This window comes from Vibrio sp. 2433-A1 (assembly GCF_056726085.1).
Genome location: NZ_JBRESC010000004.1, coordinates 87,769 through 100,799, shown reverse-complemented (window position 1 = coordinate 100,799; position 13,031 = coordinate 87,769). Strand labels below are relative to the sequence as shown.

The window sequence follows — 13,031 nt, the reverse complement described above, 5'->3', positions numbered from 1 at the left end:
CAAGCTGTTGCCGCTAAACGTTGGCCTTGCCCTATCCTTTCACCGTTAGAGCAAAGCCAAATACACGTTGATTCATCAACCGTTGACGACCTGAGCCAGAAACGGCTCGGTATCTTCTAAATCTTGAATCCATTCCAAAAGTTGAGGGTCGAGGAAATGCCAGTGGTTGCGCGCACGAATGGTCGTACCCACCTTCGGCTTTGACTCTATTAGCCCTTTTGCTGAGAGCAGTTTGGTTGACTCGCGTAATGCTGTGCGACTCACGGCAAACGCGTCACAGAGATCCATCTCATTGGGTAGCTTTTCATTTTGGTTTAGCTCACCTGACAGTATTTTACGGGCGATTTGTCTGGCAACTTGCACATGGATCTTGCGGTGTGAATCCTCCACAAGAGAAAACTTTGCCATTTGACGCTCCTTATAATTATGCTTCCAGTACCGTAGCACTTGATAAATGATCAAAAAAGCCCGACGAAGCTGGCTTTTTGAGGTCAGTGTATTCGTCTGATACAAAATGGGTCAGCACTTATAACGCCATTTGTCCGCCGTTTACATCAAGCACTTGGCCAGTGATGCAACCAGAGCATGCGTGTGAAGCGAAGAAAGCAAACATTGGTGCCACTTCTTCGATTCAACCGAAACGACCCATAGGGATACCGCTACCGCTTGCGATTGCTGCTTTCAACTCGTCATATTTACCATCGTGGAATGCGGTGCCGATAGTGCCTGGAAAAATTAACATCATCACCAAGTCCGGTTAGCTCAGGCACAGCTACTTCTGCGTCAGGGCCGGTTGATGACTATTAATGCCGGTTCACCTATGTTAGCTATTATCGCCCTCAAAATAAATAATACAATAAGATTTTTGTTGCAAGCGTATTTGCGCTCAATTGAGCTAGACTCGGAAAAATTCGTCAGTTTTGGGTTGCATTTGTGGTTTTTGTCACGACAAGTAGGATCCTATACCTCCTATTTATATGGATTATTCAATAACTTGATAGCGATAAAAACAATATTGAAGAAGCGGTCAAGTCACGCACTCATTGATTGTGTCTAGCGAAAACACGCGTTATGTGAACCTTCTTATATTGCGTTCACATCAGCTTGGTGGATGGGGGCAACAGTGCTATAGTACGGCTTAAATAATACATATTTAGCAATTAAGTGAAGATTATGTCCGGCGAATTTCATTCTATATCAGGCTCTAAGCGAAGCCTTCATGTACAAGTTGCACGTGAAATCGCACGTGGCATTTTGTCTGGTAAGCTCCCTCAAGGCTCGATCCTACCTGGCGAAATGGTTCTTTGTGAGCAATTTGGCATTAGCCGTACTGCACTACGTGAGGCAGTGAAATTACTAACGTCGAAAGGCCTACTTGAGTCGCGTCCTAAAGTGGGTACTCGCGTCATCAACCGCGCTTACTGGAACTTCTTAGACCCTCAACTGATAGAGTGGATGGATGGCCTCACAGATACTGATCAGTTCTGTGGTCAATTCCTTGGTTTACGCCGTGCGATCGAACCAGAAGCATGTGCACTTGCTGCGATCCATGCTACTGCGGAACAACGTATTGAATTATCTGAAACTTTCCAGCAGATGGTTGATGTTGCAGAAGCGGATGAACTTGATCGCGCAAAATGGATGGAAGTTGACACGCGTTTCCACAGCTTGATTTTCAACGCAACGGGTAACGACTTCTACCTGCCATTCGGTAATATCCTGACGACGATGTTCGTTAACTTTATTTCACACTCTTCGGAAGAAGGCAGCACTTGTATCAAAGAACACCGTCAGATTTACGATGCAATCATGGCAGGTAACGCTGACAAAGCACGCCAAGCATCAGCAAATCACTTATTAGACTCTAAGCACCGCTTAGCACCAGTAAAATAAGTTCAGCGACAAACCATTGAAAGCACGAGTCCTTCGCGTGCTTTTTTGTATCTACTCCCCTCTTGCTTCAGCCAAAACCCTCTCTATCCTCACAAAAAACTTCTTATTCAGTGATACTTTGATTTAATTTATATATATAATAATACAAATTAAATTTACTAAAGTGCTGTGTTATGACTGAATCTTTGCTGCCAAACATCCTGCAATTTATTGGACAAATCGACCCATTCGACAAGATCCCAAAACCCGCCTTGCGTGAACTCGCATCGCACGTGCAGATTACCTACCTTGGCAAAGGTGAAGTCATTGACCAATGCGTGACAGGCCAAGAAAAGTCACTCTACATCATACGTACAGGCTCCATGGAGCAAAGAAAGTCCGATGGCGTGCTGCGTGCGAAACTGGGGCCAGAAGACATCTTCGGCTTTACCTTTCTTGGCAACCAAATCGACAGCACGAAAGGCTACCGTGCCATCGCGATAGAGAACTCACTGATTTATGTGATTCCCAACTCGGCGCTTAAAAAACTGTTCGAAACCCACCCTGAATGTGCGGAGCATTTTGCTTCACAGGCACAGGTTCGTTTGAAATCAGCACTGGATGTCGTTTGGTCCAACAAAGAGAAAGGTTTGTTCATTCGCCGGGTTAGTGAGGTTGCTAGCGGTCGCGTTGCTGTGGTGACTGCCGACCAGTCGATTCAAACCGTTGCAAACGAGATGCTGACCAAGTGCTCGCCATGCGCCGTGGTTTGCGAGAACGACAAAATCGTAGGCTTGATTACCGACCGCGATATGACCAAGCGCGTTATCGCACAAGGTGTAAGTACTGACCGCCCTATTTATGAAGTGATGACCCACAATCCACAAACCATCAAACCGGATGAGCTCGTCTTGCATGCCGCATCAATGATGATGCAGCACAATATTCGCAACCTGCCATTAGTGGAAAACAACAAGGTCGTTGGCGTGCTGACTACAACACACCTTGTGCAAAACCACCGTGTACAAGCGATCTTTTTGATCGAAAAAATCAAATACGCAGGCAGCGTGAAATCCCTGTCGAGCTTTACCCCTGAGCGCCAAGCGATCTTTGAAGCCTTGGTGGATGGACACGTCTCACCAGAAGCCATCGGTAAAGTGATGACGATGATCATGGATGCCTACACGCGCCGTTTAATTCAAATCGCGATGGATAAGCTTGGTCCGCCGCCATGTAAGTTCTCATGGATTGTGGCAGGCTCCCACGCTCGTAACGAAGTCCACATGTTGTCAGATCAAGACAGTGCGATTGTTCTTGCTGACCACGCGACGGAAAACGATCGAATTTATTTCAAACATCTTGCTATGATCGTCAGTAATGGCCTTGCGAGCTGTGATTACCCTTTGTGTACTGGCAAATTTATGGCCGCAACGCCCAAGTGGTGCCAACCTCTGAGTGTCTGGAAGAAATACTACAAGAAATGGGTTGCCAACCCAGAGTACGAGCGCTTGCTAAACATCAGCGTGTTCTTGGAAATTCGTACCCTTTACGGCAATAAAGATTACGAGAGCATCTTGCGAGATGAACTGCATACTAACATTCGCAGTAATCGTGAGTTCCTCGCCATGCTTGTCAACGATGCGGTGAACACCAACCCACCCTTGGGCATCTTCAACAGTTTGGTTTTGGAGAAGTCAGGTGATAATAAGAAGACGCTCGATGTGAAGAAGTACGCCATCAATCTGATCATCGATTTGGCACGCATTTACGGTTTGGCGGTTGAATGTGATTTAACGGCAACCGACGAGCGTTTCAAAGCCGCGAATGAAGCGGGCGTATTAAGTGAAGATGCGTACAAGAACATTTTGAACGCCTACCAGTTCATCTTGTCGTTCCGTTTTGGTCATCAGTTAGAAGCGCTGAAACGCGGTGAAGAGCCAAATAACCACATCGACCCAAATACGTTCGGTAGCTTTGAGCGCCAACACCTGAAAGACGCCTTTCGTATTATTGCTGACTTACAAGAAGCGGCGAAAGTGCGGTTTGGGAGCCGTTAATGAAGCGAATCTTAGAACACTTTCATCCTTGCTCGCGCCTGAATCGAAAGCGCGAACAATACGTTAAACAGACGACTATGCCAGAGCACATCAAAGCGCTGGTTCAAACGCCACGTCTTGAAACGGCGCAATTCGCACGAGACGCCAATTACATGGTGCTGGATTTGGAAACAACCGGCTTAGACAGCGAAGAAGATTTGATTTTGTCGATCGGTTGGGTAAATATTGTCAATGGCAAAGTGGATCTAGCCACCAGCCAGCACATGTACATCAATAGTGATTCGCAAATCAAACCAGAAACAGCGGTTATCAACCATATCACGCCTCAGATGCTGGAAGGTGGCATTTCCATACACCTAGCAATGCAGATGTTGTTTGAGGTTGCACAAGGTAAAGTATTGGTTGCCCACTCTTGCTCTGTAGAAAACAGTTTTATCCAGCGTTACCTCTCGTATCGTTTTCAGCTGAATGCCGTCCCTTTAATGTGGCTAGATACGCTTTGTATCGAAAAAAAGTTAGCACGTGCGATCAATAATCATCAAGACCTTGATGTGTCACTTGGTGCAACAAGAGAACGCTACCAACTGCCTGAATACATAGAGCATAATGCCTTAATGGATGCTGTCGCGACCGCAGAGTTACTACTTGCTCAAGAAGCACGACTCGCCTCAAGTAAGCCCGTTACGATAGGTTTACTCTATCGATTAAGCCACTAGAGACACGAAAAAGCCAGCATATCGCTGGCTTTTTAGACGGACAATAACGCACAATTTAGAAGCGGTAAGTCACACCGATACGACTACGTAACTGACGAGACGAGCTATCATCACATGAACTATTGCACTGCACGTTTCCAACCTCAACGTATGGACGCCAATTCCAGCCCTCGCCTTTGTAGCCGGTTTTCATGTTGTTATCCCATTCATATTTACCGTCACGATTACCCAATTTCCACTCATCACTAAAGAAGTCTTGATGTTTCTAAGCAGCTTATTGTTGCTTCCAACGGTTGTGGTTCTCATTGAACTTAAGTGGGAAATATTTAATACCAATCGGCATAAGTAAAACGCCGAGTTCGAGCAGACAAGGAGGATAAATTGTGTCGACTGGTATAGTTGCTCCCATATCATAACAACACTTTGCAGAGCCTAGCTTTGTTGAACTCAGCAATAATTGTCGAAGCTCTTACAGCGTAACGTGCTTAGGCAACGATGAGAGATGTACCCCTCGAGTATCTATCAGCTACATCCAGAAGCTCATTTCACAGTTCTATTGCAATCCAACAAAGCCCTTGGTTCAGACGGTATCAATACCGTTTTTCGCCCACGCATTACAGGCATGTCGTGGGCGTTCTTTCACCCATAATAGTCATACAAATCTAACAATAATTCACACCTTATTACTTCATTATTACCCTTATTACCCAAGGCTATAAACGCTATTGAACCAATCGAGTGCATGCCAAAGTCATTGATAACTTATCGCGATACTGACTTGGTGTACCCTTCCCCTTTTGAGTTCAATGTCAATATCCGATCACGATCACTTGTATGATTATTGAAATGACTCATTCCGTATCACTCGTCACGATTTTGAGTTATTGTACTACAAATAAAAAAGCCAGTAGTTAGTATTACCTCAAGATATTAAATAACGATCAAAAGGTCTAAAGATGGAACTCAATACACTTATTGTAGGCATCTACTTTCTATTCTTAATTGCAATAGGTTGGATGTTCAGGACGTTTACCAGTACGACGAGTGACTATTTCCGAGGCGGCGGCAACATGCTTTGGTGGATGGTTGGTGCAACGGCCTTCATGACGCAGTTCTCTGCATGGACGTTTACTGGTGCAGCAGGTAAAGCTTATAACGATGGTTTCGCGGTTGCGGTTATCTTCCTAGCAAACGCATTCGGTTACTTCATGAACTTTGCTTATTTCGCACCAAAGTTCCGCCAGCTACGTGTAGTGACGGTAATTGAAGCGATTCGTATGCGTTTTGGCACGACGAACGAACAAGTCTTTACTTGGTCTTCAATGCCAAACAGTGTGGTGTCTGCTGGTGTTTGGTTGAATGCACTGGCAATCATCGCTTCTGGCATTTTCGGCTTTGATATGACAGCAACCATCTGGATTACCGGTTTGGTGGTACTGATTATGTCAGTAACGGGTGGCTCTTGGGCGGTTATTGCGTCTGACTTTATGCAGATGGTGATCATCATGGCGGTAACGGTAACCTGTGCGGTTGTTGCTATCGTTCAAGGCGGCGGCATTACTGAAGTCATCAGTAACTTCCCTGTTGCAGAAGGCGGTTCTTTCGTCTCTGGTAACAACCTGAACTACCTAAGCATCTTTAGCATTTGGGCGTTCTTCATCTTTGTTAAGCAGTTCTCTATTACTAACAACATGTTGAACTCTTACCGCTACCTTGCAGCAAAAGACTCGAAAAACGCGAAGAAAGCAGCATTGCTAGCGTGTGTTCTAATGCTAGGCGGCGTATTCATTTGGTTCATGCCTTCTTGGTACATTGCGGGTCAAGGCGTTGACCTATCGGCCGCTTACCCAGATGCAGGCAATAAAGCAGGCGACTTCGCTTACCTTTACTTCGTACAAGAATACATGCCAGCAGGTATGGTTGGCCTTCTCGTAGCAGCAATGTTTGCCGCGACCATGTCTTCAATGGACTCAGGTCTAAACCGCAACTCTGGTATCTTCGTTAAGAACTTCTACGAACCAGTAATTCGCCGTGGCCAAGCATCAGAGAAAGAGCTGGTAACGGTATCGAAAATTACTTCAACGGTATTTGGGATTGCCATCATCCTGGTTGCGCAGTTCATCAACTCACTAAAAGGGCTAAGCCTGTTCGACACCATGATGTACGTAGGTGCCTTGATCGGCTTCCCAATGACCATCCCTGCATTCCTAGGCTTCTTTATTAAGAAAACGCCAGACTGGGCTGGTTGGGGTACGCTGATTGTCGGTGGTCTTGTCTCTTACGTTGTTGGTTTCGTTATCACTGCTGACATGGTTTCTTCAGCATTCGGTCTTGAACAGCTTACTGGCCGTGAATGGTCAGACGTTAAAGTGGCGATTGGTCTAGTTAGCCACATTACGCTAACGGGTGGCTTCTTCGTCCTATCAACGCTGTTCTACAAGCCGCTAAGTGATAAACGTCAGGCAGACGTAGATAAGTTCTTCGACAACCTATCAACACCACTTGTTGCTGAATCTACAGAGCAGAAAATTCTGGATAACAAGCAACGTCAAATGCTTGGCAAGCTGATCGCAGTCGCTGGTGTAGGCGTAATGCTGATGGCGCTACTGCCAAACCCAGTGTGGGGACGCTTAGTCTTCATCTTGTGTGGTGCCATTGTAGGTGGCGTTGGTCTGCTACTTGTTAAAGCGGTTGACGACAACGGTACTCAAACCCAACAAGCGGTAACCGAAAGCTAATTTTCACCATCTTTAATTAAGCGGTCACGTGCTGGCCGCTTTCTAATCTTAACGTCGAAACAACACTAGACTCCTTACAATAACTACAGAAAATTTCACCACCCTACTGTCTCCTAAGATTGAGTTATGGTTTAATTGTATGACAATTATAAAGCTCTTTTCTTTTGCTGCGGATACACTCATGGATGCTGTTTTACATCAGTTGCTATTCTCGTTGTCGATCACTGGTCCCATCTGCTTAATGCTGCTATCGGGCGTTATCTTCAAACGCATTGGGCTTATCAACGACAACTTTATCGAAGTCGGCTCGAAACTAGTGTTTCAGGTCACGCTGCCTGCGATGCTATTTTTGAGTATCGTCGTCTCCGAACACGACTTTTCCGCAGCCAGTGGATTTGTAAATTACGGCATTATTGCCAGCATTTCGTTTTTTATCTTCACCTATATTTCCGTCAAACTGTTCTTCAAATCTTCACCAGACCAAGGTGTTTTGATTCAAGGAGGCTTTCGCGCCAATACGGGCATCATTGGTATTGCGTATGTAGCGAACGCTTACGGTTCACAAGGTGTCGCTCTGGCTGCGCTTTATGTTGCGGTGACCACCTTTATCTATAACGTGCAAGCCGTGATTTGCTTGTCTCCAAAAGGTGCAACGTCAGGCTCTCAAGCTGCCAAAATGATGATGAGAACCTTAACCCGCAATCCGCTGATCATCTCGATTGTGTCTGGCATGGCGTTCTATCTTCTATCGATTCCAGTTCCAGATGTGGCGATTGATGCCGGTAACTATCTATCGAAGATGACACTTCCCCTCGCCCTCTTGTGCACTGGTGGCTCACTCGATTTGAGTTTGATGAAGAAAGAGAAAGGACCGTCTTGGTTTGCCAGTAGCTACAAACTGATCGTTGCTCCTATCGTGATTACCACAGGTGCGTATTTATTCGGCTTTAGAGGGATTGAGCTTGGCATTCTGTTCTTTATGAACGCCTCTCCTGTAGCGGCAGCAAGCTATGTTATGGCACGTTCAATGGGAGGAAACTCGGTCTTAGCGGCGAATATCATTGCTTTAACAACGGTGATTTCAACGGTGACTTGTACTGTGGGGATTGTAATTTTAAAAGCGTATAGCTTGATTTAGAACGGCGACATTCATATGAAGTCGCCAACGATAGAAGCATATTGAGTTTAGAATTTTTTTGGTGCGTAACCTGTCATCACTTCAAGTTTTAGTTCTTTGCCCAGTTTTGTCATTGGGTGAACAACCACTAAACCGCGCACAGACTTTTTCAGTTGGCCCATATCAGCCTGTTCTGCTTTAGTGATTTCACGAGAAAATGGCATGTCTTGTAGGCTTTTACGCTCTTTGTTCATGTCGTATTGTTGTTTGTGCTTCATTGAGCTTACTTTCTTGTTTAGCTTGTCTAGCTCATCAGTAAACTTCTTGATCATTTCGCCATCACCACGGCCTTTTGCAGCATCAAGTTTGCGATTGCAGCTATCGATACGGTTATTCAGGTTTTGTAGTTCTTGTTTAAGGCTCATGGTCATTATCTCATTGAAACAGAAAAGGGCTGTGAGTGTAGCACAAGGCGATTCACTACCCTAACGATAATCCTCACCTCACAAATCGTCCCTCTATTTAAAAACAAAAGGACAGCTTCCTCTCGCTCCTTTTTAGTTGGCTAGATCTCATAAATATCTGTTTATCGTTGATATAGTTAAACAAATTCTACTGTTCTAACCGCTCATGAGTCTCAATAAACAGCATTTTGATATCGTCACGGCCCTTACTATGCAATGTACGACTATCAATGCCCTCGCTTCTGTATTCAACATGACTTCGCGTAACCTTCGCTATGCGATTGAGAACATCAATTTTTATCTAGAAAAGTTGGGAATGACACCTATCGAGTTAACCAACGGTGAGCTCCACTACCCTTATGACCCCAGTCCGTTTTTTGGTGATACGTTCGCGACCAACTTTGTCTACTCCAAATTTGAGCGGGAGGAATACCTTGCCGTCATAGCACTATTCGCACCGCAGACGCTTTTATGTAAGGTTCAACAGTATCTGAAGATCAGTCGGCCAACACTCAACAAAGATCTACGTGCCACCAATAAAATGTTCAATACGTTAGGATTAGAACTGATCGTCATCGATCAACATCTGCACGTAACAGGTAAAGAGAAGCAGATACGTTATTTACAAATGTGTTACGCCTCCAAGTATCTTTATTGCAAAAATAACCAAGTTAATTATCTCAAAAAACGCTATTTCTACGAGCGAGATATAGTGGCCATTGTGCAAAGTTATATCGAACAGTATCAGCCATATAAAGCGTTTTTATCCGTCACTCAAATTGAACAAAGTGCACACTGTGCTTTAAGCGATGAGTTTAGAAACCTATTTACTATCTACGTAATGATCACCTTAAGCCGCATTGATCAAGGGGTATTTATTACACGCAAAAATAATGCGACTTTTTTGCAATCAACCAAAGCTTTTGGCTACATAAAGGATGCATTGGATTGGCAACAAGAAAGGTTTCATTTTGAAGCTCTGCATCTCTCTGAGTACTTCCTTGGAGGGGTAAATACTGATGGTTTCTATGAAAAGCGCCTTCAAGTAGAAAGTTTTATATTCCAACTTCTAAGCGTAGTTAGCCAAGATTGTGGAAAAGATCTTCTAACTGACACTGCATTGCTAGATGATATCGTCACTTATCTGATGACCGCGGTGTATCGAGCTAAAAACAACCTCAACACGCAACTTGGTGAACAAAGTCCATACTCAAAACTGTTATTTGAACAAGTTAAAGCTGTTGCAATAGAATATCAATACCATCTTGTTGAGCCACTGCGTAACGAAGAAATCTGTTACATTACCCGATTGATCAATCGTGCAATTGAAGCGCATAGCGATCACTGTATCTCTTTAGAAACCTTGTTAGCGATTACTAAAAACAGCTGTGTTGGGCTCCACAATGAAACATTTGTTGAACAAATATTGGCTCAGCTCGGTGATAAGGTGATTGACGACCGTGCTTTACCATCATTGGATGATTTACTGGTAACCCTAAAAGCAACGTCAACCTTACCTACTGATGGCAAATTAATACCAATACTCAACTGGTTAAGTAATAAGATGAACAACCTTGGCTTGGTCAACGAACACTATTATCAAGGCATCATTACGCTATTTTACGCCCGTAACCATGCCTATTTTCCTCAGCATGGTCTACTCGTTTGTCATGGTAAAAGTGCATCGCACTGTAAGCGAATCAGCTTTGTTCATTTGCGCTTAGATAAGCCAATCAGTGATGTTTTCCAACGAAGTATCCGTCAAATCGTAATGATCAGTCATTTGGATAATGTACAGCACTTACGTGCTGTACATCAATTGCACCAAAAGCTTACCGAGCAAGGGCCTTTTCTTTCAGCCGATACAGAAGCTCCCTTTAACAATAGGAGTACAAACGCGCTATCTGCGTTTCATCCAACTGAGTAACTACATGCTTGAGCAAGGCGAGACAGTTTAATACATCACTTTGTCTAACTTGGGTATAAGCAGAGTGACAGTTACGCACGGGTAATATAATTGCCAAGCCTGCAATACCACTCCCAACAAGCGTCGCTGCACCATTGTCTGTACCACCTCCCGCAAGAAAATCACGCTGAACAGCAATACCGTGCTCTTTCGCCACATCACTCACTAAATTCAATAATGGGTAATGCCCTAAAGCTATTTTGTCAGCAACAACTAGGCATGGTCCATGGCCGTACAGGCGCTGAGATCCAGAGTCTGAGGTAAGATGCTTTGCAGTCGCTACATCCAAAACGATAACAACATCAGGTTTCAGCTGCTCAATCGCGGTTTTTCCACCCTTGGTGCCCACTTCCTCCTGTGCTGTAGCAACGAAATAAAGATCACAAAAAGGTAGGTTCTGTTTGAGTGAACGCATTACTTCAACCCCAAGCCAACAACCAATACGATCGTCCATTGCTTTACCTACAAAGGTATCGCTAGCATTTAATTGGAAATGACGAGTTGCGAATACCGCACTATCACCAATTTCGATACCCATTTCAGCAACTTGCTCACGACTTGTTGCACCCACATCAAGCCACAAATCTTCCATAGTTAAATCTGCTAGTGGCTTGTCGCTCCAAAATAGGCCTGTATACTTTTCACCACCGCGCGTTTTGAGCTCTATTTCACTGTTGATCGCCACTCGTGGATCAATACCACCTAACTTAAATACTTTAAGTAAACCATCACTGCGAATCTCTCGAATCAAAAAGCCCACTTCATCCATATGTGCAACCAAAGCTACTTTAGGGCCAATTGCACTGCGATTTAGCCGCGCAATCAAACTGCCTAAACCATCAAAGTGAATATCATCTGCGATATCCACAAGTTCATCACACAAAACTTTTCTTACTTCACACTCACGTCCAGATGGTGCATGGGCATTGTTCAGTTGTGCTAACAAACTGAAGTTATTCATTAATTATTACTCCTGATGCTCTTCTTTGGTCATCGGATTCATAAATTGGAAAGGCTGTAAGGGGATCATACGAAGTTCTCTCGGTAGTTGAGTCAAACTCTCACTTCCGCTTTCAGTGATCACTAATGTATCTTCGATCCTAACCCCTCCAACTTGTGGTACATAGATCCCTGGTTCAATAGTTACAACCATTCCTACGTCTAATGTCGCACTACTATCTGGTGTGAGCTGCGGGTATTCATGCCCTTGCAGCCCTACACCATGACCTAAACCGTGACAAAACTCTTCTCGATACCCTTGGCAGGTAATGTACTGCCTGACATCCCTATCCACTTGACTAGCAGCGATTCCGGGACGAAGCTTATCAACCCCAATTTTCTGTGCCTTATAAACCACATCAAAAATAGATTGCAACGGTTCGACAATTGGCCCGGTACAAAAAGTTCGAGTGACATCAGAGTGATAACCCTGATAAACCACGCCAAAATCAATCGTGACCAGTTCATTTGCCTCAATCACACGGCTAGAAGGTCGACCATGAGGAAGCGCTCCACGTTCACCAGATACAACGATTAGGAAGTCAACACTATCAGCACCCAACATTCGAGCATGAAACTCTATGTACGCTGCCAATTGAGACTCAGTCATGCCTAGGTAAAATTCGCTTAACCCTCTCTCAATGGCCCTTTCGGTGATATCACACGCTTGGCGGATAAGAGCAATTTCCAGTTCAGATTTACAACGTCTCATCGGAGAGATGATATTATTCGTGTCCACCAATTGCTGTGAAAGAGTTTGTTTTAGCTGTGCAACTTGCTGAAAGCTCAGCGCGTGGCTCTCAAAACCTAACTTCTGAATACCGTGAACATTTAACCTCTGTTGTAATGTTTCTAACCAGCCGTATCGGTCTGTTGATACACTTAAACAATTAGGGCTTTGCTCAATAACCTGCTGCCAATATTTACCGGCCACTAGAAGCTCATTGCCTGATGGAGTCAACAGTAAGTGTCCTCCACTGCCAGTAAAGCCACTTAAATAACGTTTGTGGTGACTATCACTGACAAGCAGAGCATCAAACTTTTCTAGGTAAGGCTCCAGGCTAAATGTTCGCATTCCAATATCCATTAATTAGTATAAAAA

At 44.4% G+C, this 13,031-nt stretch carries 9 protein-coding genes and 3 pseudogenes; 6 read left to right on the top strand and 6 right to left on the bottom strand.

The window, feature by feature from the left end; translation table 11 throughout:
- Positions 1-90: 90 nt before the first annotated feature.
- Together ACU01J_RS05675 and ACU01J_RS05670 are read right to left on the bottom strand one after the other, a co-directional pair.
- Positions 91-408: pseudogene (locus ACU01J_RS05675) on the bottom strand (FadR/GntR family transcriptional regulator); the annotation flags it as partial.
- A gap of 118 nt (positions 409-526) precedes the next feature.
- Positions 527-739: pseudogene (locus ACU01J_RS05670) on the bottom strand (SDR family oxidoreductase); the annotation flags it as partial.
- A gap of 434 nt (positions 740-1,173) precedes the next feature.
- Between ACU01J_RS05670 and ACU01J_RS05665 the strand changes: the two are divergent.
- The 3 genes from ACU01J_RS05665 to ACU01J_RS05655 all read left to right on the top strand — a co-directional run bounded on the left by ACU01J_RS05665 (position 1,174) and on the right by ACU01J_RS05655 (position 4,645).
- Positions 1,174-1,893, top strand: coding sequence for a FadR/GntR family transcriptional regulator (locus ACU01J_RS05665; protein ID WP_481084781.1), 720 nt, complete (start codon positions 1,174-1,176; stop codon positions 1,891-1,893).
- Positions 1,894-2,066: 173 nt separating this feature from the next.
- Positions 2,067-3,929 carry a putative nucleotidyltransferase substrate binding domain-containing protein gene (locus ACU01J_RS05660; RefSeq protein WP_481084780.1) on the top strand — a complete coding sequence of 621 codons (1,863 nt, stop codon included), beginning with the start codon at positions 2,067-2,069 and terminating at the stop codon, positions 3,927-3,929.
- A complete protein-coding gene (locus tag ACU01J_RS05655) occupies positions 3,929-4,645 on the top strand; it encodes a 3'-5' exonuclease (RefSeq protein ID WP_481084779.1) in 717 nt (238 codons plus the stop codon). Before ACU01J_RS05660 ends, ACU01J_RS05655 begins: the two co-directional genes overlap by 1 nt.
- A gap of 55 nt (positions 4,646-4,700) precedes the next feature.
- On the opposite strand, the pseudogene ACU01J_RS05650 reads toward ACU01J_RS05655, so the two are convergent.
- Positions 4,701-4,904: pseudogene (locus tag ACU01J_RS05650) on the bottom strand (oligogalacturonate-specific porin KdgM family protein); the annotation flags it as partial.
- Positions 4,905-5,601: 697 nt separating this feature from the next.
- On the opposite strand from ACU01J_RS05650, the gene ACU01J_RS05645 reads away from it, so the two are divergent.
- Together ACU01J_RS05645 and ACU01J_RS05640 are read left to right on the top strand one after the other, a co-directional pair.
- Positions 5,602-7,383: a sodium:solute symporter family transporter gene (locus ACU01J_RS05645; protein WP_481084778.1), complete on the top strand. Its 1,782-nt coding sequence runs from the start codon at positions 5,602-5,604 to the stop codon at positions 7,381-7,383.
- A gap of 181 nt (positions 7,384-7,564) precedes the next feature.
- On the top strand, positions 7,565-8,521 hold the full coding sequence (locus ACU01J_RS05640) for an AEC family transporter (RefSeq protein WP_481084777.1): 957 nt from the start codon (positions 7,565-7,567) through the stop codon (positions 8,519-8,521).
- Positions 8,522-8,568: 47 nt separating this feature from the next.
- On the opposite strand, the gene ACU01J_RS05635 is transcribed toward ACU01J_RS05640, so the two are convergent.
- On the bottom strand, positions 8,569-8,925 hold the full coding sequence (locus ACU01J_RS05635) for a YibL family ribosome-associated protein (RefSeq protein ID WP_481084776.1): 357 nt from the start codon (positions 8,923-8,925) through the stop codon (positions 8,569-8,571).
- A 250-nt stretch (positions 8,926-9,175) separates the two neighbouring features.
- On the opposite strand from ACU01J_RS05635, the gene ACU01J_RS05630 reads away from it, so the two are divergent.
- Entirely contained in the window at positions 9,176-10,891 is a 1,716-nt protein-coding gene (locus ACU01J_RS05630; RefSeq protein ID WP_481084775.1) for a BglG family transcription antiterminator, read from the top strand.
- On the opposite strand, the gene ACU01J_RS05625 is transcribed toward ACU01J_RS05630, so the two are convergent.
- Together ACU01J_RS05625 and ACU01J_RS05620 are read right to left on the bottom strand one after the other, a co-directional pair.
- Entirely contained in the window at positions 10,842-11,891 is a 1,050-nt protein-coding gene (locus tag ACU01J_RS05625) for a M42 family metallopeptidase (RefSeq protein WP_481084774.1), read from the bottom strand. The genes ACU01J_RS05630 and ACU01J_RS05625 overlap by 50 nt on opposite strands.
- 6 nt (positions 11,892-11,897) lie before the next feature.
- Positions 11,898-13,004: a M24 family metallopeptidase gene (locus ACU01J_RS05620; RefSeq protein WP_481084773.1), complete on the bottom strand. Its 1,107-nt coding sequence runs from the start codon at positions 13,002-13,004 to the stop codon at positions 11,898-11,900.
- Positions 13,005-13,031: the final 27 nt, after the last annotated feature.